General features: G+C 33.7%; 23 protein-coding genes. 22 read left to right on the top strand and 1 reads right to left on the bottom strand.

What is annotated here, in order from left to right; all coding sequences use genetic code 11:
• The gene (locus ABW637_RS13175) at positions 1 to 3,003 is read right to left on the bottom strand and encodes a TonB-dependent receptor plug domain-containing protein (RefSeq protein WP_367585167.1); all 3,003 of its coding nucleotides are present in this window, start codon (positions 3,001 to 3,003) and stop codon (positions 1 to 3) included.
• 238 nt (positions 3,004 to 3,241) lie between these two features.
• Here ABW637_RS13175 and ABW637_RS13170 point away from each other — a divergent pair, with 238 nt between their 5' ends.
• The 22 genes from ABW637_RS13170 (at position 3,242) to ABW637_RS13065 (ending at position 26,483) form a co-directional block, all read left to right on the top strand.
• Positions 3,242 to 4,291, top strand: coding sequence for a sensor histidine kinase (locus ABW637_RS13170; RefSeq protein ID WP_367585166.1), 1,050 nt, complete (start codon positions 3,242 to 3,244; stop codon positions 4,289 to 4,291).
• The gene (locus tag ABW637_RS13165; protein ID WP_367585165.1) at positions 4,288 to 5,013 is read left to right on the top strand and encodes a LytR/AlgR family response regulator transcription factor; all 726 of its coding nucleotides are present in this window, start codon (positions 4,288 to 4,290) and stop codon (positions 5,011 to 5,013) included. The genes ABW637_RS13170 and ABW637_RS13165 overlap by 4 nt, the downstream gene beginning before the upstream one ends.
• Before the next feature lie 11 nt (positions 5,014 to 5,024).
• Positions 5,025 to 6,965 carry a sodium:solute symporter family protein gene (locus ABW637_RS13160; RefSeq protein WP_367585164.1) on the top strand — a complete coding sequence of 647 codons (1,941 nt, stop codon included), beginning with the start codon at positions 5,025 to 5,027 and terminating at the stop codon, positions 6,963 to 6,965.
• A gap of 109 nt (positions 6,966 to 7,074) precedes the next feature.
• Positions 7,075 to 8,697: a M1 family metallopeptidase gene (locus ABW637_RS13155; RefSeq protein WP_367585298.1), complete on the top strand. Its 1,623-nt coding sequence runs from the start codon at positions 7,075 to 7,077 to the stop codon at positions 8,695 to 8,697.
• Positions 8,697 to 9,239: a DUF2867 domain-containing protein gene (locus ABW637_RS13150; protein WP_367585163.1), complete on the top strand. Its 543-nt coding sequence runs from the start codon at positions 8,697 to 8,699 to the stop codon at positions 9,237 to 9,239. Before ABW637_RS13155 ends, ABW637_RS13150 begins: the two co-directional genes overlap by 1 nt.
• 4 nt (positions 9,240 to 9,243) lie before the next feature.
• A complete protein-coding gene (locus ABW637_RS13145; RefSeq protein ID WP_367585162.1) occupies positions 9,244 to 10,050 on the top strand; it encodes an arginase family protein in 807 nt (268 codons plus the stop codon).
• 3 nt (positions 10,051 to 10,053) lie between these two features.
• Positions 10,054 to 10,977, top strand: a complete 924-nt coding sequence (locus tag ABW637_RS13140) for a carbon-nitrogen hydrolase family protein (protein WP_367585161.1) — start codon at positions 10,054 to 10,056, stop codon at positions 10,975 to 10,977.
• A gap of 26 nt (positions 10,978 to 11,003) precedes the next feature.
• Positions 11,004 to 11,915, top strand: a complete 912-nt coding sequence (locus ABW637_RS13135) for a hypothetical protein (RefSeq protein ID WP_367585160.1) — start codon at positions 11,004 to 11,006, stop codon at positions 11,913 to 11,915.
• Between the two features lie 32 nt (positions 11,916 to 11,947).
• Positions 11,948 to 12,469 carry a GNAT family N-acetyltransferase gene (locus ABW637_RS13130; protein WP_367585159.1) on the top strand — a complete coding sequence of 174 codons (522 nt, stop codon included), beginning with the start codon at positions 11,948 to 11,950 and terminating at the stop codon, positions 12,467 to 12,469.
• Between the two features lie 35 nt (positions 12,470 to 12,504).
• Positions 12,505 to 12,894: a RidA family protein gene (locus ABW637_RS13125; RefSeq protein ID WP_367585158.1), complete on the top strand. Its 390-nt coding sequence runs from the start codon at positions 12,505 to 12,507 to the stop codon at positions 12,892 to 12,894.
• Positions 12,895 to 13,025: 131 nt separating this feature from the next.
• Positions 13,026 to 13,679 carry a hypothetical protein gene (locus tag ABW637_RS13120; RefSeq protein WP_367585157.1) on the top strand — a complete coding sequence of 218 codons (654 nt, stop codon included), beginning with the start codon at positions 13,026 to 13,028 and terminating at the stop codon, positions 13,677 to 13,679.
• Between the two features lie 75 nt (positions 13,680 to 13,754).
• Positions 13,755 to 14,213, top strand: coding sequence for a cytochrome c oxidase assembly factor Coa1 family protein (locus tag ABW637_RS13115; RefSeq protein WP_367585156.1), 459 nt, complete (start codon positions 13,755 to 13,757; stop codon positions 14,211 to 14,213).
• A 271-nt stretch (positions 14,214 to 14,484) separates the two neighbouring features.
• Entirely contained in the window at positions 14,485 to 15,573 is a 1,089-nt protein-coding gene (locus tag ABW637_RS13110; protein WP_367585155.1) for a hypothetical protein, read from the top strand.
• Between the two features lie 9 nt (positions 15,574 to 15,582).
• On the top strand, positions 15,583 to 17,013 hold the full coding sequence (locus ABW637_RS13105; RefSeq protein WP_367585154.1) for a CHAT domain-containing protein: 1,431 nt from the start codon (positions 15,583 to 15,585) through the stop codon (positions 17,011 to 17,013).
• The gene (locus ABW637_RS13100; RefSeq protein ID WP_367585153.1) at positions 17,013 to 19,307 is read left to right on the top strand and encodes a tetratricopeptide repeat protein; all 2,295 of its coding nucleotides are present in this window, start codon (positions 17,013 to 17,015) and stop codon (positions 19,305 to 19,307) included. Before ABW637_RS13105 ends, ABW637_RS13100 begins: the two co-directional genes overlap by 1 nt.
• Before the next feature lie 249 nt (positions 19,308 to 19,556).
• Positions 19,557 to 19,931 (top strand): superinfection immunity protein, encoded by a 375-nt coding sequence (locus ABW637_RS13095; RefSeq protein ID WP_367585152.1) that lies wholly within the window; start codon positions 19,557 to 19,559, stop codon positions 19,929 to 19,931.
• 165 nt (positions 19,932 to 20,096) lie between these two features.
• Positions 20,097 to 20,618 carry a GNAT family N-acetyltransferase gene (locus ABW637_RS13090; RefSeq protein ID WP_367585151.1) on the top strand — a complete coding sequence of 174 codons (522 nt, stop codon included), beginning with the start codon at positions 20,097 to 20,099 and terminating at the stop codon, positions 20,616 to 20,618.
• 219 nt (positions 20,619 to 20,837) lie between these two features.
• On the top strand, positions 20,838 to 22,988 hold the full coding sequence (locus ABW637_RS13085) for a molybdopterin-dependent oxidoreductase (protein WP_367585150.1): 2,151 nt from the start codon (positions 20,838 to 20,840) through the stop codon (positions 22,986 to 22,988).
• 17 nt (positions 22,989 to 23,005) lie between these two features.
• The gene (locus ABW637_RS13080; protein WP_367585149.1) at positions 23,006 to 23,542 is read left to right on the top strand and encodes a sigma-70 family RNA polymerase sigma factor; all 537 of its coding nucleotides are present in this window, start codon (positions 23,006 to 23,008) and stop codon (positions 23,540 to 23,542) included.
• 58 nt (positions 23,543 to 23,600) lie between these two features.
• The gene (locus ABW637_RS13075) at positions 23,601 to 24,488 is read left to right on the top strand and encodes a PhzF family phenazine biosynthesis protein (RefSeq protein WP_367585148.1); all 888 of its coding nucleotides are present in this window, start codon (positions 23,601 to 23,603) and stop codon (positions 24,486 to 24,488) included.
• A 155-nt stretch (positions 24,489 to 24,643) separates the two neighbouring features.
• Positions 24,644 to 25,912, top strand: coding sequence for an alpha/beta hydrolase (locus ABW637_RS13070; protein ID WP_367585147.1), 1,269 nt, complete (start codon positions 24,644 to 24,646; stop codon positions 25,910 to 25,912).
• Positions 25,905 to 26,483, top strand: a complete 579-nt coding sequence (locus tag ABW637_RS13065; RefSeq protein ID WP_367585146.1) for a YdeI/OmpD-associated family protein — start codon at positions 25,905 to 25,907, stop codon at positions 26,481 to 26,483. The genes ABW637_RS13070 and ABW637_RS13065 overlap by 8 nt, the downstream gene beginning before the upstream one ends.
• The last annotated feature ends 68 nt before the right edge of the window (positions 26,484 to 26,551 follow it).

Below are 26,551 nucleotides of genomic sequence, written 5' to 3'. Positions count from 1 at the left end.
TTAAAAAGTTAAATTAATATTCAATCCCCAGCTTCTTGTAGAGGGAAGCCCTAAAATATCAACTCCTTGCAATGCGTTTCCGGTACTTAATGTAACGTTAGGATCATGAGGAGCATCTTTATAGAAAAAAAATAAATTGTTACCAATTAAAGATGCTTTTATATTCCTGAAAAAGGAAGAGTCTGATAATTTAAAATCATACCCCACTGCTAATTCTGCTAAACGAACATTTGTAGCACTATATACATACTCTCCAGAAAAACCATTTCGACCTCCTGCTAGACCATAATACTCTTGGGCAGAAAGTGTAGAAACATCTCCTGCTAGATTTACTACTTCTATAGTACCATTATCTGTTTCTCGTTGTGAATTGTTACTTGATCCTTCTACAACGGCCTCAGTTATACTAACCGTTTCTCCTCCAAATTTTCCATCGATTAAAAAATCTAAACTTATATTCTTATACGTAATAGAATTATTCCATCCTAGAGTAAAATCCGGATTAGCGTTACCTACTTTTTCTAAACCTTCTATAACATTATCAGGATTTTCGTCATTAATAACAATAGCCCCATTATCTACGACAGGACGACCATTGGCATCGCGTTTTACTACTTGAGCATAAATATCACCATAAGAACCTCCTTCGACAAGATATGATGCAAAGGTATTAACCCCTTTAGGTGACACTTCTGTAAAACCAATTTGCACATCTTCTGAAGGGTTACTAATTTCTTTTACTTCATTGTCATTCGTTGCAAAATTAATATTTGAGGTCCAGCTAAATTTTTCGGTTTTAACAGGTATTACGAAAATAGCTCCTTCGAAACCTGTATTAACAATATCTCCTGAGTTAACTCCAACTGTAACAGATCCTGTACCTGTAGAAACTGGCACCTGAAAATATTGATCAATTGTACTTGTTCGGTAATACCCAATATCGAAACCGAATCGATTATCAAAAAACTTCCATTCTGTTCCTATTTCATAAGACGTTTGTTGCTCTGGCCTAACTTCTCCGAGAGGGCGTACTGGATTTAATGGATTCAAACCACCTCCAAATAAAATCTCTCGTTCAGGAAAAACTGTATTTGCAGGAACATCATTACCAACCTCGGCATACGACCCTCGTATTTTGGCAAATGAAATTTTATCTCCCATATCAAAAACTTCACTTAAAATACCTGTCACCCCAACCGAAGGATAAAAATATGAGTTGTTACTTGATGGTAAAGAAGATGACCAATCATTACGAGCGGTAAGATCTATATATAATTTCTCATCAAACCCAATAGTCGTACTTGCAAATATCGAGTTTATCTTTTTTTCTAATGATTGCTGAGAAATAGACACTCCTGGATTGGCATTAAAATTTTGAATAGAAAAAACATTAGCAAATTGCAATCCACCATTGGTGCCTGAATCTGCATTAAGAATTTCTGTAGTTGTTCTTGTAGTACTCGCTCCAATATTGGCCGATAAAGAAACTTTATTAAATTGTTTATTTATGGTGGTAATTATATCTCCATAAATCTGTTTTATATCTTGCTCATTATAAATATATCGACCTGTACTGGGAGCCAATGTTGCTTCGGTGGTAGCATATATTTCTTTATCATACCCAAGAAGGGTTTGATCATAAGTCCCTCGGGTTTGTAGTGATATCCAATCGCTAATTTCAAACTTCAAATTCAAAGAGGCTAATAACTTTCTATTAGTATCCTCACTGGCATTTCTTTCTAATATCCAAAATGGGTTTTGTTCAATATCAGAGGTGCCTCTAAACCAACGCTGTGTTTGAATTCTTCTAACGGGATCAAATGCCTCAAAATTCTCATAATCAGAAAGCTGTTCTCCCGGCGCATCAAAATTATAGGCACCCACTAATGGATTAAAATATAATCCTGATACCGGTCGATTATCAATAGTTTGTGTTGTTGCCAAAACACTAGCATTGGCAGTCACAATGTTATTAAAAAATTTAGCTGTCTCCCTAATATTAATGGTATGTTGTTTTAAATCATTAGTCGGAAGTACGCCAGATGCAAAAGTGTTAGAATATGAAAAATAGGTTTGGGCATTCTCTGAACCTCCAGATACAGATAGGGATGTTATCGAGGTTAACCCAGTATTAAAAAAGTCATCTACATTACGTTCTGCCTCATCATTCAAATCTAAATAATACGCTGCATTTTCTACCAAAACATTAGAAGAGAAATCTACTATAAAGCCTCCCGCTTTACCTTTTTTAGTAGTAATCAATATAACACCGTTTAAACCAGCACTTCCATATAATGCTGAAGCTGAAGCCCCTTTTAATACGGTCAATGATTCTATATCATCAGGGTTTATAAGTGACAAGACATCACCTCCGTCTCTGTTTCCTCCATTAAGATCTCCAAAAGTGTTATCAGGCTGACCTCCTGTTGGATTGGATAATGGAATACCATCAACAACATAGAGAGGTTGATTGTTCCCTAAAGAAGAATTACCTCTTAATGTAACCTTTACCGATCCTCCTGCTCCAGAAGAGCTTCGATTTATAACCACTCCCGATACTTTTCCTGATAAACTGTTTACAGGATTGGTTTGTTTAACCTTACTAAGCTCATTGGCATTAATATCCTGAGCGGCATATGTTAGCGATTTCCTGCTTTTTTGAATCCCCAAGGCAGTTACCACTACATCGTCTAATTGCTCTAAATTTTCTTCCATAGAGACATCGATTGTACTCGATGCGTCTACTGTTACAGAAATTGATGTAAGCCCCAAATAACTGAACTCTAAAATTTCTCCTAATGATGCTTCAATTGTATATCGCCCATCAAAATCTGTTTGTACTCCTCTTGTTGTCCCTTTTACTATAACATTAACTCCTGGCAGAGGTACTGAATTTGCTCCTGCAGAAGTTACTGTTCCAGTAATTACTTTTTCCTGTGCTTTTACTTGTTGAATAATCAAAAAGGATAAAAAAGCAGAGAAAACTAAAATACTTTTTCTCATGTAGTTTAAGATTGATTTGTTTGTTTATTAAGTTTTAAAGGTTTTATGAATTAAGTTGAAAAAGAAATTAAATATCCGAACAACATTAAAAAAACAACAAACAACATATTTTCGTATACCAGCGTTTTTAGAAATAAACACATTTTTAAATATTTGGCAAAGTATTTTGTTTTTAACAAAAAAAACACATAATTTTTTCACGTTTATTAACAATTTTTCACAAAAAGAATAGTAATCAATGCCAAATAAAGTACCCAAAACATATTCATATAGAATTCCGATAAAGTATCATTTCTTCTTCTGGATAGGGTATTTTGTCATCAATTTTGTTCGTTGGGGAAGTTATTTTGATGACTATGTGTATTCTTTAAAATCAAACCTTGTAGAATTTACAATACATATTGTTCTTACATACTTTCATATCAATTATCTAATCCCAAAATTCATATTAAAAAGAAAATATACCCTCTATTTTTTCTCTGTCATTATTTCTCTTGCCGCGGTCTACGTAGCAAGAACAGGGCTTAATCTATTATTGGTAACAAGTAATATTTGGCCTGAAGCTATAGGCGCACAGAAAGCTTTTAGCTTTAACCACATTGTAGCGGTTACCATCGGGGAAATTTATGTAGTTGCACTGGTTACTGCCATAAAGCTAGCAAGTGATTGGATATATGAACGTAAAAAGAATGAATCTTTACAAAAACTTCAATTACAGACAGAACTGAAATACCTTAAGTCTCAAATACAACCACATTTCTTTTTTAACACATTAAACAACCTATACTATTTGACTATAGAAAAATCTGAAAAAGCCCCTGATGTAGTCTTAAAACTATCTGAGATCATGCAATATGTACTTTATGATGTAAAAGAACCCAAAATAGGTTTATTAAGTGAAATCAACTATATTCAAAGCTATTTGGAACTCGAACGAATGCGGTATGGTGATAAGGTAACTTCAGAAATTCAGATTAAAGGAAATATAGATGATATTGCAATACCACCACTTTTACTTCTTCCATTTATTGAAAATTGTTTTAAGCATGGAAGTAAAAATAATGATACAGTATCCTTAGACATTCAATTCGAAAATAAAAAAAATGAACAACTCATCTTCTCGGCAACCAACAATTTTAATACAAATACCTCTAAAGAAAAAAAACATGGTATAGGAATCGAAAATGTTAGACGACGACTAGAGTTACTTTATAAAAACAAGTATTCTTTAGAAACCAAAATTATTGATAATACGTTTAACGTATTACTGAAAATCCCCATATTATGAGTATCAGATGTATAATTATTGACGACGAACCTTACGCTATAAAAATTATAGAATCTCATTTAGCTTCTTTTAAAAACATCGAACTATTGGGCTCTTTTAACAATCCCATAGAAGCAATAGAAATTATTGAACGCGGACAGGTAGATGTACTATTTCTAGACATTAACATGCCAGAAATGAGCGGCTTAGACTTTATTAAAAATAGCAAACACGATTATCAGGTTGTTATTACGACTGCCTATAGAGAATATGCCGTAGAAAGTTTTGAATTAGATGTTTTGGATTACCTGGTTAAACCAATACCTTTTAATCGATTTTTGAAAACCATTAACAAACTAAATCAGGTTATTAATCAAAGTCAATCTAAAAAAGGAGAATATACAGGAAACAAAGAACCTTTTATTTTCCTGAAAGTCGACAAAAAACTAGTAAAAATCCTTCTAAAGGAAATCTTATATATAGAAAGTCTTAAAGACTATATAAAAGTTATTACCATACAAGGTAATTATCTTGTTCATAAATCACTTACCGGAATTACTGAAGAGTTGCCTAACTCTAATTTCATGCGTGTTCACAGATCATATACTATCGCCATAGATAAAATAAAATCTGTAGAAGGAAACTTGGTAGAAATCGATTCTAAAAAAATTCCTATCGGGCGCAATTATGTAAAACATGTAAAAGAAACCATTTTTAATAACAACAAAGATTTACACATTTAAAAATCATCTGAATGATCACATTATCAAATTTAGACCTTATTCTTATATTTTCATTTTTCACCATTACCCTAGTCATCGGAATTGTAGTTTCCAAAAAATCTGGAAAAAACACAAATGAGTTTTTCCTATCCGGAAGAAATATGCCATGGTGGCTTTTAGGATTATCAATGGTGGCAACAACATTTTCTACAGACACCCCTAATCTTGTTACAGATATTGTACGAAAAGGTGGTGTATCTGGCAACTGGGCTTGGTGGGCCTTTTTAATTACCGGGTTATTAACTGTATTCGTATATGCCAAACTTTGGAGAAAATCCAATGTAAATACAGACATCGAGTTTTATGACCTTAGATATGGGGGTAAACCTGCACATTTTTTAAGAGGTTTTCGTGCCATATATTTAGGAGTCATATTTAACGTACTTGCCATGTCTGGGGTTACTCTAGCTGCCATAAAAATTAGCCAGGTAATGTTAGGGCTTGATCCTTTATACACAGTTGGTATTGCTGCGGTGATCACAGTAATTTTTAGTGCTGTTGGAGGTTTTAGAGGTGTAGTATATACCGATTTTGTTTTGTTTTTTACGGCAATGATTGGGGCTATTGGTGCAGCTTATTACTGTGTTAATCTTCCCGAAGTTAATGGTGTTTCTAACTTGATCACCCACCCTCAAGTTATTGATAAAATATCGTTACTCCCTGATTTTGATAATACAGAATTATTAATCACGCTCTTGATCATACCTTTGGCTGTACAATGGTGGAGTTCCTGGTATCCCGGGGGAGAACCAGGAGGTGGTGGATATATAGCGCAACGAATGTTAGCAGCAAAAGATGAAAATCATGCCATAGGCGCTACTTTTTTCTTTAATATTATGCACTATGCATTGAGACCATGGCCTTGGATTTTAGTTGCATTAGCTTCGTTAGTATTATATCCAAAAGACGATGCAAATACCATGGAAGCTGCAAAACACAACTATGTTGAATTACAAAAATTAGAGGAAACCAGAACACTTACAGACGAAGAAAAAGAAAGAATGGATACCTACTATTTTGCATCTGAAGGACTTACCGCTATACGAGAAGCTTTTCCAGAAGAAAAAGTGCAAAAAGATAAAATCGGACATGATCTGGCATACTCAGCTATGCTTACTCGATTACCTTCTGGTTTATTAGGACTTGTATTAGCTTCACTAATCGCTGCTTTTATGTCTACAATTTCTACACATCTCAATTGGGGGTCCTCCTATATCGTAAATGATTTTTATATACAACAAGTCAATAAAAATGCTTCAGAAAAAGAATTAGTCCTGGTAGGTAGAATTTCTACGGCCGTTTTAATGATTATAAGCACTGTTTTGGCACTTAAACTAACTAATGCCAAACAAATTTTTGACTATATCATTATGTTTGGTGCCGGTACAGGTTTAATATTTATTCTACGATGGTTTTGGTGGCGCATCAATGCATGGAGTGAAATCTCCGGAATGTTCGCCTCGGGTATAGTATCTATTATTTTTAATTTAGAATCTGTTAATCTTGCCTTATTTGGTGAAGGAATGCTTCCGGGATGGTCTAAGTATCTTCTAGTTGTTGGTATTACCTCAATTATTTGGATCGTCGTCACCTATTTAACAAAACCAGAAGACGATAAGGTACTATTTGATTTTTACAAAAAAATTCAACCTGGTGGTCCGGGTTGGAAAACAACCATTAAAGCAGCCGAACAACAACAAGTAACTATCAAAAACGATTTTAGCCAATGGAGTGTACCTTCGGGTATTTTGGCTATGCTAGTGGCTTGCGTTTTAATTTACGGAGTACTTTTTGCCACAGGGTATTGGATCTACGGCAAATATACGCTAGCTATTATTCTAACTATTGTGGTCATTAGCGCAGCTTACATTTTAAGTAAATTATGGAAAAAAATTAGAGCAAACATTTTATAAATTATGAGTTAAAGAAGTATCAAAGCAACTAAGATAATCACAACTATTATTATCTTAGTTGCTTTACTTGTTTTAACTTTAATTCCTCTAGAATACTAATTTCATGATAATGCACAGATCGGTCTTTTTATTACTATGTATACTTCAAACATTATTTGTATTTGCTCAAGAATCAAAATTCACCAGGCAAGACACATTGCGCGGATCTATAACACCCGAGCGAGAATGGTGGGATTTAACGTACTATCATCTAGATATTAAAGTAGATCCGGATACTAAAACAATTACAGGAAAAAACACGATTCAGTATAAGGTGTTAAAAAATCATGATGTAATACAGGTGGATCTGCAACCGCCTTTAAAAATCGAAAAAGTTCTTCAGAACAATAAAGAGTTAAATGTAAAATCCGAGGGCAATGCGCATTTCATAACTCTTGTCGCCCCTCAAACAGAAAATGATATTAACTCCCTAGACATATTTTACAGTGGAAAACCCAGAGAAGCCATTCGAGCACCATGGGATGGAGGTATTTCTTGGAAAAAAGATAACAATGGTAAACATTTTATTGCCTCTTCCTGTCAAGGATTAGGAGCTAGCGTATGGTGGCCTAATAAAGATCATATGTATGACGAAGTAGATAGCTTGCTTATTAGTGTTAATGTTCCAAAAGATTTAATGAACGTTTCTAATGGAAGGTTACGCAAAGTTGAAGAACATGATAATGACACCAAAACCTTTCACTGGTTTGTTTGTAATCCAATCAATAATTATGGAGTAAATATCAATATAGGGGATTATGTGCATTTTGGAGAACAATATACAGGTGAAAAGGGCACGCTTGATATGGATTATTATGTGTTAAGAGATCATCTTGAAAAAGCCAAAAAACAATTCAAAGATGCGCCAAAGATGATGAAAGCCTTTGAGCATTGGTTTGGCCCCTACCCTTTTTATGAAGATAGTTTTAAGCTTGTCGAAGTTCCTTATCTGGGTATGGAGCATCAGAGTTCTGTAACCTACGGAAACAAATATGCTAATGGATATCTTGGTACCGATCTTTCGGGTTCTGGATGGGGATTAAAATTTGATTTTATTATTATTCATGAAGCTGGTCACGAATGGTTTGCCAATAATATTACTTACAAAGATGCTGCAGACATGTGGGTACATGAAGGTTTTACTGCCTATTCTGAAAATTTATTTCTTGATTATCATTACGGAAAACAAGCATCTTCAGAATATGTAATAGGAACCAGAAGAAACATACAAAACGACAAACCCGTTATTGGATCCTATAATGTAAACAATGAAGGTTCTAGCGATATGTACTATAAAGGCGCAAACATGTTGCATACCCTTCGTCAACTTATTGAAGATGATGAGAAATGGCGATCTGTTCTTAGAGGGTTAAATTCAGAATTCTACCATCAAACCGTTACCACAAAACAAATCGAGGATTATATAAGTAAGGCTACCAAAATAGATCTTACCGAGTTTTTTGACCAGTATCTGAGAACAACTAAAATTCCAACCCTCGAATACTCTTTTAAGCAAGGCAAGTTAACATACCGCTATGTCGATATAATTGAAAAATTTGATATGCCAGTTCGCCTTTTTATCGATGATAAACCTGAATGGGTTCAACCTAATGCCGAATGGCAAACAAAGGAATTAAAAGGAGAGAAACTTAGTGTAGACCCCAATTTTTATGTAAATGTGAAGCCTTTGTGATGAAAATTAAGAAAATAGCCTTTCCAGAGAATTCAATGTTATCAAAAATCAAATATGATTATGCGGATAGTTATTTCGGCCAAATTCAAAAAGAAAATAATAACATATCTATAGAAGAAATAAGCAAAGCATTTCTCACTTCCTCTCCCAGATGGATAGATCTGTTAATGGTATTTCGAAATAAAATAGTTTCGATCTTTGGATTAAAAACGGGTAACACTCTTCATAAAAAAGACATACTTTCTAACCACTTTACTATTGAAAAAGGAAAACGAATAGGAATTTTTAAAGTGTATGAACAAAATGAGGGTGAATTAATTCTTGGCGAAGATGATCATCATCTTAATTTTAGAGTTTCACTTTTGTTAGAACCTGCTGATCGAGATCAAAAGGAATTAATTATTTCAACCATTGTCAAGTTTAATAATACATTAGGTAGATTGTATTTCTTACCTGTAAAGCCATTTCATAAATTGATTGTCAAAAATATGTTGAGAAACACAATTAAAGAAATACATAAATTAAATACTATCACAACCTGAAACAATGAAAATCTATTTTCCACAATGGCAGGGATCTGGTACCGGTAAAGATATCGAATCTGGCGCAAAAGCCATTTTAGAATATCTTAATGATGCAGCGTTCAAAAAAATTCTGCTTTCTGATATTCGAGCAGGAAAAAATGGAACACAAAAATATCATATCAATAATTATGATGCTATTGTAGAACAGTTAATGCGTTTAAAAAAGGAAATAGATCATATTCAACCCAAAAATATCAAAACCATTGGCGGTGATTGTGGGTTAGAGATTGTTCCGGTATCCTATCTAAACCAAAAATATCCCAACCTTGGAGTTATTTGGTTTGATGCCCATGCCGATATTAATCGACCTTGTGATTCTCCTAGTTGCAATTTTCATGGCATGCCCTTAAGAACCCTACTTGGCGAAGGAGAAGAAAATATGAATTCTTTGCTATTCTCAACAATCAAAGCATCGCAAATTCATTATATTGGAGTAAGAGATATTGATCAAACCGAGCAAGAAAGAATAGATGCCGAGAACATTTATGCTCCAATCAATGTAGATATTGTAGATCTGATACAAACATTAGCATCAAAGAAAATTACGCATCTATATCTACATTTTGATTTTGACTGCCTCGAGCCTTCAGATTATGATAAAACGTATTATCAAGTACCCAATGGATTAAAAATAAGTGATGCAGAAAAATATATTACTGCATTAAACACTAACTTTACTATCGTTGGCAGTAGCGTATTAGAATCTATAACCGTATTTCCTTCAGAATTAAAACCAATAAAAAATATAATTAATCTTTTAATGAAATAACCAGTGAAAGTAAAAGTAGGTGTAGTTCAGGAGAGTCCGGTATTTTTTGATAAAGATCAAACCATTAAGAAAGTAGAACAGCTTACCAAAAAATATGCAAAAGAAGGCTGTGAATTACTTGTTTTCCCAGAATCATTTATCCCTGGCTATCCACGAGGATTTTCGTTTGGGGCAAAGGTTGGTAGTAGAACTCGGGAAGGAAGAGCATTATTTTCCGAATACCGTAAAAACAGTATTAATCTTAACAGTGATGATCTTCGACGGCTAGAAAAACTATCAAAATCGCAACATATATATTTGGTTATTGGGGTCACAGAAAAACAAGATACCAATGGCAGCTTATACTGTTCGATGTTATACATTTCTCCAACAGAAGGTCTATTAGGTACACATAGAAAAATTAAACCTACCGGTACCGAAAGAGTTATATGGGGAGAAGCAGATGGCGAATCTTTGGTTACTTTTAAAACGAAAATTGGAAAACTAGGTGGACTTATCTGTTGGGAAAATTATATGCCTTTAGCTCGGATGTCTATGTATCAAAAAGGGGTTGAAATTTATATTGCTCCCACAGCTGATTCTCGAGAACAATGGACCTCAACTATGAAACATATTGCTTTAGAAGGAAGATGCTTTGTCCTGGGATGTAATCAATACTATACCAAATCTATGTATCCTCAAAAATATCAACCACTGGTAGAAAACGAATTCGAAGATATGTGTCCTGGTGGTAGTATTATTGTTTCTCCTTCGGGGAAAGTGATAGCGGGGCCTTTATTTGGCGAATCAGGAGCTTTGATTGCAGAATTAGATCTAGATGAAATTAATCATAGTAAACTTGATTTTGACGTTATTGGACATTATGCAAGACATGATATTTTTAAGTTAGATGTAAAAAATCAACCCGAAACAAAAGAAGAACAATAAGTTAGACAAATAAAATAACTACTAGCATGAAAAAAACGGCCTTTATCTTCCTCTTTGTTATTTCCGCTGGTACCTATTCGCAACAAATTGCAGATAATAACTACCAACCTACAATACAAAATCCAGAATACGAACCTGGAAAAGGACCTGTAGTCTTTATCGATGAAGGTCATCATAATTTTCATACCAAAAACGGAAGATATAAAGGGTTTTCTAATCTTTTAGAGAGCGATGGATATACCGTAAAAAGGTATAAAGGTCTCTTTGAAAAAGAAAAATTAGCTACCGGAAAGATTCTTGTTATTTCTAATGCATTGCATAAAACTAATATTGAAAATTGGTATGTTCCGGTTTCTTCAGCTTTTACAAAATCAGAGATTGAAACAGTCAAACAATGGGTACAAGAAGGAGGAAGCTTATTTCTTATTGCTGATCATATGCCTATGGCTGGCGCCGCCGAAGAATTAGCAGCAGCTTTTAATTTTAGATTTACCAATGGTTTTGCTACGGACACCCTGGTTAAAGGACCGGCATATTTTAGTCTAAAAACGGGAACTCTTATTGAAAGCCCCATCACTAAAGGAAGAAATAGTAACGAAAGTGTCTCAAAGGTTGCCACATTTACAGGACAAGCCATTAAAATACCGGCTAAAGCAAAACCTATTTTAGTTTTCGACCAGAGATATGTGAACAGACTTCCGGATACTGCATGGGTTTTTGACAAGAAAACGACAACATATAATCTAAAAGGATGGTCACAGGGGGCCTATACAAAATTTGGAAAAGGTAGAATTGTGGTCTCTGGCGAGGCTGCCATGTTCACCACACAATTGGCCGGACCCAACAAGAGAAAAGTTGGAATGAATACAGATGAAGCTAAAGAAAACTATAAATTACTACTAAATATAATTCATTGGTTAGATAAAAAATTCGATTAATTATATCTTCTTTATTTTATGAAAATAAAACAATGATTACTACTTCTCCCGTCATAGAAACAAAAAGGCTAACATTACGACCTATAGAAAATGCCGATAGTTACGCAATTCAATTCTTAAGATCTGACCTAACTATCAATCAATATATAAAAAGGCCTAAAACTGATACACTACAAGATGCCGTTAATTTTATTCATAAAATAAAAAAAGGTATATCTAATGGTAGTTGGGTATTTTGGGGTATCACCATAAACAGAAATCCAGAACTAGTAGGTACCATTTGTTTATGGAATTTCTCAAAAGAAAGAAAAACTGCAGAAGTAGGTTATGATTTGCACCCAGAACTACAAGGAAAAGGTATTATGAGTGAAGCTTTGCGATCTGTACTCAAATACGGTTTTGAAACGTTACAGCTTGATCAAATTGAAGCATACACTCACAAGGCTAATGAACCTTCGAAATACCTTTTAAAAAAACACAATTTTAACCATATCGAAAACAGAATAGATAAAGACAATCTCGACAATATTATTTTTACTATTAAAAGGAGTTAATCCGACTAATTATAAATCCTTATTTACAATATAATATGGGCAACAAAAAATATATAGTACAAGGAGAAGGGCTTCCAAAATGGTCAAATCCTATAAGCCATGCCGTAGTGGCAAACAATATGTGTTTTGTAAGTGGTCAATTATCTATAAACACTGATGGAAATTATGTTTCTGGCACAGCATTAGAAGAAGGTCAACTTGCATTTTCTAACTTTTTTGCAGCTCTAAAAAATGCCGGCTTTAATAAAAGTGATGTCGTATTTATTGATATTGCTTTTGATAATTTGGATGACCTTCCTGAAATAAATCAATTATATATAAAATTATTCCCAGAAGGTAAAAGGCCTTCAAGAACAATTTATCAAGCAGAAGCTTTACCTTTTGGAGGAAAGGTGAAAATCACGGGTACAGCTATAAAAACATAAGCCTTACAATACTCATTGTGTTCAAAGACATTATTTTGCCATTCATCCAATAAAAACTACAGTTGGGTAGTCAAACTCTTGCAAATCTCGTTTAAAATAAGATCTTTGATGTCATAACTATAAAACTAACCATGGAACAAACAATTACGATCTTTATATACATTCATGCTTTTTTTGGCGGAGTAGGATTAATTGCAGGAATACTAAGTATAATTACAAAAAAAGGGAGCGCATTACATAAAAAAACAGGAAAGCTATTCTCTATAGGAATGATGGCCAGTTCGCTAATATCCTTACCAATTGCGTGGATGCCCAATCATGAAAACCTATTTCTTTTCTTAATAGGTTTATTTACAATGTATCTGGTTCTTGCAGGAAACAGAGCACTCTCCTTTAAATCCAAACACAAAAAAGAAGCAGACTGGGCAGATAAAACAATCTCTGGGAGTATGTTGTTCTTTTCTGTGATTATGACCACACTTGGTATTTATGGAATAGCTACAGGAGTAACTAATAGTATTCTATTTTTATTCTTCGGTGCATTTGGTCTGTTTATGACTATCAAAGACTTTAGGTTTTTCAAGACTTTTACCAACACCAAAAATTCATGGCTAACCACCCATATTAGTAAAATTATCGGGGCTTTTATTGCATCGATCACTGCTTTTATTGTAGCCGGTTTGGGGATCGGAAGCTTAATTGCCTGGATTACCCCTACAATACTGGGTACTCTATATATCATCTATTGGAATAGAAAAATAAAAGTTAAACCAGTGACTAGATAACCATGACCTATTAGTAAGTTGTTTTGTCACGATTTTAAATTTTAATAGTCAATATAATATATAAAAGTAATGGCTATGAATGATGAGGCAAAACTCGAAAGAAACTGGTGGAAAAGAAATTGGAAATGGGGTACATCAATTACATTACTCTTTTTTATTTGTATGTGTATACTGTCAATTATTTCTTCCTTAGGTGTTGGGGATAATATTATTGGTTTTGGCGAAGTACTCTCAGACTCTTCTATTTATGATAATGCATTAGAAAAGGCTCGCAAAAATGAAAGGGTAATCGAAGTAATGGGTGAACTTGACCCTATTTCTAGTTTGGCAATTATCGAAGGAGATGTTGGATATACAAACAATAAAAATTCTATAGTAGTAACAATAAAAATAACAGGTAGTAAAGCAAGTGGTTCTATAGATATTATTGCAGATAGAAATGGTATCGAATGGCAATATCGTAAGATCAATATTCGTATTAAAAACCCTAAAGAGAAAAAAGAAACTATAGAAATAATTAATTCTACTCAATAAGTTTCTAATTCTATGTCTTATGAATTCCTATATGGATTAAATATCGAATCATGATATAACCCTTTTTTTATCAAAATTATAAATCATTAAAGCCATAAAAAAAAGTAAATCTTTTTTATAACACAAAATACAAAACCACATTAACCAAAGGTTAAATACCTGGAAAACAGATGTTAAGTAAATAAAATTCATTAACTTTATAGTAGAAACTACCCCCGCGTTACCCCCACAAAGAAAACAGAAGCAATATAAAACCTAAAATATCGCGATTATGGGATTTAACGAACTATGGGGAAAGATTAAGGGAACAAAAAGTTATCGCCCTGCAAGAATCATTATTCCTCAAAAAAACATTGAACCAAAGCTTAAGAAAACGGGGCCTTTTCAAAGGCATAAACAATATTTTGAGGTAACTGTTAATGAAATGTACTTAACTTATCAAAGGAAATGGTTTAAAGAATGGGAACCGATTGTTTTTGTAGGCTCAAAATTCTTATATGATGGAAAGTTTCAGGAAGTTCCTTTCTTCGTTGGTCAAAAAATGCTTCTTGAGGGGAAAAAGGATGATACGCTCCCAGGAGGTATGATCTTTAAAGACACCAAAGTGGCTGGCTTACATCCTTATCGAGGTGGAAATTTTTCAATTTCAATAGTACTAGGGCGTGCTGAAAGAAACGACTATCTGAGAAAAGTCTTAAACCTTATTGAAAATACCTCAAAAACATATTTGAGTAGTTTCGGGACCTCGGTGCTCCCCTATGTAAAAGCAGCCAAAATAGTATTAGATGGTTATGAAGACCTGGTTGATTCTAAAGATGTGGAGCCACTTATTGGCCATCAAATTACACTTAATCCTGATACTCAAGAAGATTTCTTTCCAGGATACTTCGCATTGATTAATGAGCCTGAAGAAAGCATTAATCCCAACGACTTTTTTGTTATTAATGGTAAACTACACCATGGTATAACCAAAGATAAAGCCACTCGCTATGATAAAGATGACTATGTCTTATACAGCATTTTGGCAACAGGTGATAGAAGTGATATAGAAGCTCTCCCCTACTATGAGCATTTTAAGAAGATTCAGGAACTCATTTCGGGTATGGGAGAAATAAAGAATGAACAAATGAACCTAATCAATGCAAAATTATATGCGTTGTCAAATATGGTACGAATGAGTCCTGACTTAATCCGTGATCAGGTAGATGATCAAATTGCAGACTTTCGACATGAACTAAAAGAAATGGTCGATGATCGAAAACCACTTTCTGGTGATAAAAAACAACTTCAAGACAAGAGGGATGACTGGGAAAAGAAAATGGATATAGAGCTACTTTCTATCTTGACTAACAAAAAATAAAGATATAGTATGGCTGAAAATGATGTGAGATATTTACTTATAGAGTTTACCAAGGATCAGATAAAGTATACAAAACCTAAAAAAAAACTTAAGAATAGTTCTGCTACAGATCTAAGACAGGATGGCCTGGAATTAGAACTTACAGTAAGTCAGATTTTTCATAAGGCCCTTAACAGAACCAGGGTCGAAGGCATTTTTAAAAAGAACGATTTTGAGGTCCTAGGCAAAGTTCTTTTCAAAATACTTTGTCTTGTCGATATCCCTGAGGTAAAGAACTTTGTATACAGTGACTTGTCTTACATCCTGAGATCTGATGAAGCCAGGTGCATTATTGTATTATTGTTTGATAAAGATACTCGTAATTTGGCCATGCTTCCTTGGGAGTATTTACAGATTATGGATGATAATTATGATAACGATATAGAAGAACCCTTTTATATCGCTGCGCAAAAAGATGTTAAATTCGATCTTGTACGGTATATTGAGTATTTGGATGGAAAAGATAGCGAACACGACTATTCTCCCCAGGAGCAGAAGAAACTAAATATAATAACGGTCATTTGTAGCCCTGAAAACGATAATCTTAATACTGCCGATTTTGAAAAGTGTTTTGACGATCTGAATAAAGAATTCCAAACTGAAAATAACGAAAAGGTAATAGTCGCTAGGCGTTTAAAAAATCCCAGTTGGGAAAAATTCGTTGAAAAGTTTAAAAAAGAAGTAGAACCAAAACTTGATGGAGAATACATACTTCATTTTTATGGTCATGCCAGAATGGAAAAAGAAAAACCCGAAATCGCTTTTATAGATAATGATGGCCATAAACAATGGGTAAGCCATAAAAAATTTGCTGCGCTATTCGAAAAGGATTTAAATTATAAAAAACCTTTAGCTATTGTAATGCAAGCTTGCGAAAGTGGTCAAACCAATTCAAAAGGACAAGGGTTAGCAGTTAGCCTTATAAAAAAAGGAATTCCTTTTGTTTTGGCTATGCAAAACGAAGTTACACCTCTTACATCTTTAGCCTTTTTTAAGAAGTTTTATCAAGCACTTTTGTCCGGCCATGATTTTTTCAAGGCAGTGACCATAGGAAAGGTATTTCTTGGACGCGAATATGGGATTAAAAATCCGGAATTAGATCGTGAACACCATTACAGCAATAACTCTTTCGGGACTCCTGTGATTTTCACTTCGTCTCTTACCCCTTTACGCTTCTTCCCAGAAAAGGAAAGACAGAGTAAAAAAGATCAATATATATTGGTATGTACAAATCCTGATTGTAAAGAAGAATATCCATCTTATTCAGAGTTAGAACATTGTAATACAGGTAGATGTAGGGAGCGTTTAGAAATAAAGAAATTTATCCGCCAAGAAGAAGTACAAGGCACAGCACCTGTTTTAGAATCAGGGAAAACCTCATTAGACAAAAACAAAATGTAATGAACCTCGATGATAAACATATACGACTTTTGTTAGCCCCTATATATAAAAAGGCATGCCTTGATACTAAAATCAACATGGTAGACCTTGCTAATCTATTAGAATATCTTGCTTCTATGTTTAAGAAGAGTAACCCCCATACCGTATGGAGAAAATTAAAGCTTAACAAAAATAAATATCGCCAACCGGCGTATATAAAATATCTGGTCAAACTAAAGCTTAAATATCATATCACTTTAGCTAAATATACGGCAGAAGAACTTGAAAAAAATTTTCTAGAAAAAAATCTTGAAGAAGCATATCAACTATGGTTTAAAGAATATACCGACGCTTTAGTAAACTGGAATAGTATTGTTTATTCTGATCTATGTAGACAACCATTTGATTTTGCAATACATCAAAAAGAAATTGATAAATACCAACTTTTAAACATCAACATCTTAAAAAGTCGTTGGAGTGATGTACTTCATGAATATCTAGCCTTTGCTAATAACGATTTACTTGACAAAGAGAAACGATGCTCATTTTTCATTTATGCTGGTCAAATAGAGTTATATCACGATTTACCCGATTATGAGATGGCAATGTCGTATTTTGAGCAGGCCTCTCAATTATATCAAAGCTCGATCATTCAACGTGCCTTCGGAGAGTATCATTTAAAACGTGGCGAATATAATAAAGCACGAGAATTCTTTTTATCAGCGATAGATTTAGACACTATGGATTTAGAGAATTATCTTTGTATGGGCGATAGTTATCGTGATCAAGCAAAATATACGACAGCAGAATTATGGTATGATGATGCACTTAATATGAATTTTTTAGATGCCAAAGGCTACTCCAAAAAGATTACCCTCTACAGTTATTCAAACTATACCGAATCAAAAAAAGTAGAAATTCCAGAACTTATAGACTATCTGGAAAAGATTGAGTTCGATCATCCAGACGAAAATTATTTTTATGAAGTATATCGTAATATTGGATACGCTTTTTCAATTTCCAGGCAATATGAACAGTCTGCAAAATATTATCAAAAAGCAATTAAAAACAGCCCAAATTTAATCCTATCCTATATTGATATTGGTTATATCTACACTTATCTCGGAAAATATGACAAAGCAGAAGGCTATTTTATAAAAGTAAAAGATCTTGAGGGTGATTTTTTTGGAACTTATTGGGGATTAGCATATCTATATCAAGAAACCAAGCAACAGTCAAAAGCTATTGAGAATTATCTTAAATGTCTTGAATTACGTCCCTCTCAACCAGAAAAAATATATTATTATCTTGGTAATTTACATAAGGAAACCAAAAACGATACTGAGGCCCAAAAGTACTATCAGCTGGCATTTGATTTAAATCCAACCAATAAGATATACTTTAAAGAACTCAAAATACTCTTAGAAAATAAAGGGGATAAGAACAATCTCCTTAAATTATTAAAAATGGGCATCGCCCATTCACCAGATGACCCTTTACTTCATAATGATCTGGGGTTGTTTTACTCAAAAAATAATGATTTTGATAAAGCGATTCAGTGTTTCTCTAAATCCATAGAATTAAATCCTTCGGAGCCCATATATTATGAAAATAGCGGTCTGACATACGAAAAAATCCCTGATGTTACGAATGCCGAAAAAATGTATCAAAAAGCTGCCGAAATAGAAAAAGAATCAGGTAAATTTCACAATCGTTTAGGTTATTTCTACAGCTCCAAAAACCTTGATAATCAGGCAGTTTCTTTCTACAAAGAAGCTATTCAACGAGAACCAGAGAATATAGTATATCTTAATAATCTGGGGATTGCATACAATCGATTACAAAAGTGGAAGGATGGGGAAATAACCTTTAAAAAAGTAATAAAAATACATGAAGATAATCTAGTGGCAAACCCAGAGCTTGGTATAAACTTAATCTGGCAAAAGAATTATAACGAGGCCGCAAAGTATTTAAAACGGGCACTCAAATTAGATCCGGAAAATCCATGGAGATATGAGCACCTGGGTTTTGTTTATCAAAGTCAATTTAACTATGATAAGGCAATGGATCTCTATAAGCAGGGGCTGGAATTAGACCCTAATAATGATGCACTTCATAATCGTGTCGGAATTATAAAATATGAAATGAAGAATTATCCTGAGGCACTTAAGTACTACGAAAAAGCTATGGCTATAAATCCAGAAAACCCAGTATATTATGATAATATTGGTTTAGTCTATGAATCACTAAATGATACCGAAGCTGCAACCGCTGCATATTCTAAATCAAAAGATTTGAAAATAAGCCAAAAATGAAATAGACAAAGAAATCAATACTATAAAACCTCTAGTGTCGCACCATGCATTTTTTACAACTACTTAAATTACATTGTACACCAACCACCAAGATTATAATATTACATATAGTTTCTACAGAATTAATAACCATTCAATAAAAGAAATAAAAGAATTTTTAATAGCTTCGTATTTCAATATAAAAAAACATTAACCCCCACCCTATTTATGTAATTGCAAGTAACTTATGAATCCGTTAAGCTTTCTTTTATGATATTATCTTTTCAACCCGATTCGAGTTTGTCAGAACAAGATACTGTTATTGTTATTATGATAATAGTAGGTATCTGTTTTTACTTCATACCATCTATTATAGCATTACTAAGAATGAAAAAAAATCTGGTTGCTATAATAGCCTTAAATTTCTTTTTGGGCTGGAGTCTTATTGGCTGGGTAATTTCTTTGGTATGGAGTTTATCTAGCGATAGTAAACCGACAAAAATCATTGTAAATCAACAGCCCGTTAAAGCACCACAAGAAGATAGCATTGATAAACTCACCAAATTAAAGAAACTTTTGGATGAAGAAGCAATAACTCAAGAAGAGTTTAATCAACAAAAGGTTGCTATTCTAAAGAATGGTTAGTTGTTAACTATACGACTCTTTTCTTGCTGGATTCATGATTTACAAGGCAATAACTATAAAATTTTAAATTATAATATCCCAATTTGATAGATGAAATAATAGCAATTTTCGGGTTTCATCAATAAAAGTAACTTAAGATCTTTGCTATATAAAATCATAATCTAAATGAATATCAAGAATAGCACGATAAACGACATCGACGAAATATTTCGTCTCTATAAAATAGCTTCAGAGTACCAGAAAGCAAAAAAAACTGTAGTCGTATGGCCTGATTTTGAACTGACACTGGTCGAAACAGAAATTTCCGAAAACAGACAATGGAAACTACTAATAGATGATCAAATCGCATGTGTATGGGCAACCACATTTAGCGATGAGCAAATTTGGGGAGAAAAAAACACCGATGCCGCTGTGTATATACACCGTATCGCGACCAATCCTGATTTTAGAGGTAATAATTTTGTTGAAATAATTGTGACATGGGCGAAAAAATACGCTCTAGAACATCAAAAAGATTTTATACGTTTAGATACACTAGGCAATAATAAAGGACTTATCAACCATTACACAAAATCGGGCTTTACCTTTTTGGGAATGTTTAATTTAGAAAACACTAAAGGATTACCTGATCACTATCACAATGCTCCAGCATGTCTCTTTGAGATAGATATAAACTCCAACATATAAAGCTCGAACAATAAAACCTGTCATTAAGGAGAAAACTTAATGCCCAAAGATTTGGTTTCTTGTAAGGATTATACGAATGATTATAGTATTTTAGTATCTACTAAGTCTTATCATATAAATTTAGTAGACAAACACTTACGTTTTATAAGATTAGTATAGTATACAGTATACTAATACCGTTTTTATTCATAATTTCATTAATAAACATCTTTACAAGTCATGCCAAATACCATAAAATATCGCACTTGCCACCTTTGTGAAGCTATGTGCGGCTTAGAGATTGAGGTAACAAATAACGAAGTAATCGGTATAAAAGGACATAAAGAAGATATTTATAGTCGTGGACATATATGCCCTAAAGGAATTGCCCTTAAAGATTTACACAATGACCCTAATCGATTAAAACAACCTGTAAAAAAAACAGCCTCTGGCTGGCAAACCATATCTTGGGAAGAAGCCTTTGATATTGCAGAACGAGAATTTAAAAAAATACGAAAAAAGTATGGTAACGATGCTATCGGAACATATACTGGTAACCCAACCGTGCACAATACCGGTACTGCCATAACTTTATACGATACGATAAATGCTCTTAATACAAAAAATCGATTTGCTTCTCATAGTCTCGATTCTGTTCCGGTTTTTTTAGTGAACCAAATGATGTTTGGTCATGCGATGTTAGCGCCAATTCCTGATATTGATCATCTTGACTACATGCTTATCATTGGTGCTAACCCGATGGCTTCTAATGGTAGCTTTATGTCAACACCTAACATTAGAGAGAAAATTAAGGCTATTCAGCAAAAGGGAGGAAAAGTGGTTGTTATTGACCCTCGTAAAACAGAGACTGCCAACAAAGCCAGCGAACATTATTTCATTCATCCAGAAAAAGATGTATTACTTCTATTAGCAATCATAAACGAACTGGTACTTCGTGATGCCATTCCTTCATCTAAAGCGCTTTCACTCGCCGATCATTTCGAGGAATTAAAAAAATTGGTTCAACCCTACTCAAAAGAAAAGGTGGCTCCCATAACGGGTATGAGTACAAAAGAAATCGCACACATAGTAGATGATTTAATACAATATCCTAATAGTGTTGTCTACGGCAGATTGGGTGTTAATACACAATCCTATGGTACCCTTTGCCAATGGTTGATCACTTCTATTAATATTCTACTTGGCAAATTAGATGAAAAAGGAGGGCTACTATTTACACTACCCGCCATAGATTATGTGACTTTAATGGCGCATGAGTCTAAAATGTTTCGGTATAGTAGCCGAGTTAAGTCATACAAAGAAATTGTTGGCGAATTTCCGACAGCTACATTAGCCGATGAAATATTGACTAAAGGTAAAAATCAAATACGGGGATTTATTAGTATAGCGGGTAATCCTGCTCGTTCTGCGCCTAATTCTCAGCAAGTAGAAAAAGCATTAGCGGACTTAGAATTTATGCTAGCTGTTGATATGTATATTAACGAAACCACGCAACATGCAGATCTCATTATGCCACCTGCTGTTGGATTAGAAACTATGCATTATTCGTTCGTACTCCACATGATAGCTACCCGAAATACCGCCAAATTTAGTCCTGCACCTTTATCCATTTCAAAAGAGCAACGCTACGATTGGCAAATTATGAGCGAGCTACAACGACGTTTATTTACAGGAAATATTTTTCAGAGAATAAAAAGCAATATCATGTCTAGGATTCATCCAAAAACAAAACTGGATCTAGCACTGAAAACCGGAGCTTATGGTGTATGGGGTGGACGTTTCTTGAGAAAAGATGGATTGAGTTTAAAACGTTTAGAGAAGCATCCAGAAGGGTTAGAATTATCCTCATTAAAACCAGTTTTTCCGAAGCGCTTGTTTACAAAAAACAAACGAATTGAATTGATGCCTGAGCTTTTTGTAAAAGAAATGGAAAAAGTTAAACAACTTTTAACTCCCGAGGAAGTAGAGCAATATCCATTAAAGCTAATCGGTCGAAGGCATTTGCGAAGCAACAATTCTTGGATGCATAATTTAGCAATTCTAGAAGGAGGTTCGAGAACATGTACCATGATGATTCATCCCGATGATGCTGAAGCCCATAAAATTAAACCTCAGGAAGTCGTAGAGGTATATTCTGATTCTGGCTCGATTTCTATTGAAGCCGAAGTCACCACAGATATTATTCAGGGTACAATAAGTATTCCCCATGGTTGGGGACATCACGGAGAAGGCGTGCAAATGGAAAACGCAAAACGCAATGCAGGTGTTAATATTAATCAATTAATGAATCACGACAGACTAGATCCTTTATCTTATAACATGGCCTTTAATGGTCATCCTGTAGCTATTAGAAAAATCGAATCTTCATAAATAAACGTGTGTCACTAATGAAAAAGGAAATCGAAAATATTTGGATAGACCTAAATGAAGAGCTTTACAGTTTTGTTCTTAGTAAGGTAAAAGATGAGCAGAGAGCAAAAGACATTCTTCAAGAAGTTTTTTTGAAAATTCAAACAAGAATTCATCAATTAAAGAATACTTCAAAGCTTACCTCTTGGGTGTACCAAATCACCAGAAATACAATATTTGATTATTATCGAAAATTGAGTCTAAAAAAAATCCCAATAAATGATCTGGACATTCCCGAAAATGAAAATGATAATTTTGACTATTCAAAATTGAGTAATTGTATCAATCAAAAAATCGAAAATCTTACCGCAAAACATAAACAAGCAATCATACTAACGTCTTTTAAAAACTATTCACAAAAAGAACTGGCAACATATTTAAAAATATCATATTCTGGAACTAAGTCCAGAGTTCAAAAAGCTAGGGAAATTTTAAGAGAAAATATACTGGATTGCCCAAACGTTGAATCCGATACAACAGGTAAATTATTAGATTTTGATACTAATTTAAGTTGATTATACGTCTTTTTATACGTATTCGCGTCCATTAATTATAACGATTAAAAAAAATAAAATGGACAATACAAAAATTATTAATGTACAAATTCTTAATGCCTTTGTTGATCAGGAAAAAGGGGGTAATCCCGCAGGAGTGGTTTTAGATGCAGATAATTTATCTGATAAAAATAAATTAGAAATTGCGGCAAAAGTAGGTTTATCAGAAACTGCTTTTGTTTCAAAATCTACATCGGCAGATTTCAAATTAGATTTCTTCACTCCAAATAAGCAAATAGCTCATTGCGGGCATGCAACCGTGGCAACGTTTTCTTATTTAAAACAGTTGAATATCTTAAAAACTGATCGTTCTTCTAAAGAAACAATAGATGGGAACAGGGAAATAAAACTAATTGGATCATTAGCATTTATGGAACAACTTTCACCTAAGTATATCGATGTAAGTCAGCGGGAGGATAAAATTTTAAGATCGCTGGGGTTAAATAAATCCGACCTCATGAACAATGCTCCAATACAATTGGTAAATACAGGGAATTCATTTATTCTAATTCCGGTAAAAAATTCAGATATTTTAAAAAACATAATCCCAGACTTCAATCTAATAAGTGACATAAGCGAAGAGTATGATTTGATAGGGTTTTATGTATTCTCTACTGATTTAGACTCCCCAGAAAGAGACGCTAGTACAAGAATGTTCGGTCCGCGATATAATATCTTAGAAGAAGCCGGTACCGGAATGGCCGCAGGCCCATTGGCTTGCTACCTATTTGATGTGCTCAAAATTAAAAAAGATAGATTCTTAATACAGCAGGGAGAATACATGAATACTCCTTCGCCAAGTCTAATTATTGTTGACTTAAAAATTGAACATAATAAAATAAAAACTTTAATGGCGGGAGGTAAAGGAATGTTAAAAACACAAATGAAGATTGAAATAAATAACTAAAAAAAGTAATATATAACTCGTGTAAAAAGATAACTTACTACTCTAAATAACATCTATTTTTTACATTTTCACCGTAACATTTAAGATAATTTTCGAGTTTAATTGACAGATATACTATATTTTAGGGGCGAAAACACAATCATCAACTGCAACCAATGAAACCTTATACTCTATTTTTAGTGTACTTTATGGTACTGCTAACCATAAAAACTAATGCACAAACCAAATCTGCGCCCCTAGCGACTATAGATCAACATATAATAGATTCTAAAACTTTACAGCAAGATGTAGCGCTTAATGTTTATTTACCAGAGACCTATAATCAAGCTTCTGATCTACACACCTATCCTTTGATTGTTTTATTAGAGAATGAGTTCTTTTATCAAATTACAGGCATGGTAAAACACCTTAGCTCTGTAAGCAGCATGCCAGAAGCAATAGTGATTAGTTTCCCTAATGGTTTTGAAAAATTCTATGCCCCAAAAGTCTATACAAACAATAGTAGCTTTTGGTCAAAGAGTTGGAAACAAATGCCATTTGACGGTGATCCTGATGTTTTTACAAAATTTTTGAAAGATGAATTATTCGTATATCTGGCAAAACATTATCGCACCACCGATTATAGAATGATATTGGGCACCTCTCTTACTGCCACTTTTTCATTGCATGCTTTTTGTAACAGTCCAGATTTATTTCAGGCACATATAGCCATAGCGGCTGGTAATATATTAGCTATGGGGTATACTCCTGATAAAACTTTTATTGATGCAATTACTGAAAGTATTAAAAGAAACCCTAAACGCAGAGCAAGTTTATATGTAGCTTCTGCCGAGGCCGATACTTTTTCTGATCCGGAAATAGGAATCAATTTAAAAAAATTAAAAAAACGATTATCATCATATGAATCTCAAAATCTAAAACTAAAAGCAGACATATTCCCAAATGAAAGTCACTATGGTGTTGTTTTACCAGCGTTTATTTCTGCTATAGAAACATTTTTTCCAAAAGAAAAATGGAATCCTGATTATAGTAATTTTGAAAAGGAAACTAATAATACTTTAGGTAATATTGATTTATATTATCAAAATCTTTCTGCAGAATATGGTTACACTGTGCTCCCAATAGCCGAACGATGGAATAGTGGTAATAGCCTTCAAGCGATTGCCAATAGACTTCTAAGACAAAAGCGATTTGAAGAATCTATCGAAGTGTATCGGCGCTTGGTAAAATATCGACCAAAATCTCCAGAAGCATTAAGCATCCTTGCATCTGCTCTTGAGGCCAATCATAATTTTAAAGAAGCATTAGTAACGCAACAAAAGGCCATAGAAATAGCAAAACTATATGATAGTGATCATATGACGCACTATCAAGACCAAATAGCAGATATAGAATCAAAGTTGGATGAATTGAAGGATGATTAATAAGCCAGAATTATATTTCAAAAATGATCAAGAATGGCGATCATGGCTTCATGAAAATCATAATAACTCTATGGGAGTCTATTTGATTTTTTACAAAGTAGAAAGTAAACAACCTAGCATGCGATGGGAAGAAGCGGTAAAAGTGGCTTTATGTTATGGTTGGATTGACTCTACAGTCAAAAGACTGGATAATGAACGTCGCCGGCAATACTTCTGCCCTCGTAAACCCAAAAGTGTTTGGAGCAAGGTCAACAAAAATTATATTAAAGACCTAATTAAAAATAACCTCATGCATGAAAGTGGTCTAACTATTATTAAAACTGCTAAAAAAAATGGTTCCTGGGTAGCCCTTGATGATGTCGAAAACGGGATTATCCCTAAAGATCTTCAAACAGCATTTGACCAGCACTCTAAAGCTTTTGAGAATTACCAAAACTTCGCACAAGGATATCGAAAAAGCTATCTATACTGGCTTAATCAGGCTAAGCGACAAGAAACCAGAGATAGACGTATTGTAGAGATTATAAAATTATGCAAAGCCAATCAAAAAACAAGAGGTAATTGGGGGTAAACTCCCTTAACACCACTTTAAGATAATTTATGATTGAATTCCTTATTTTCGATCTCATAAATTACTCA

The sequence above is a fragment of the Aquimarina penaris genome (assembly GCF_040786285.1).
In the GTDB taxonomy this organism is placed as follows: domain Bacteria; phylum Bacteroidota; class Bacteroidia; order Flavobacteriales; family Flavobacteriaceae; genus Aquimarina.
The sequence above is the reverse complement of the archived record's forward strand: the minus strand, read 5'-3'. Positions and strand labels throughout refer to the sequence as shown.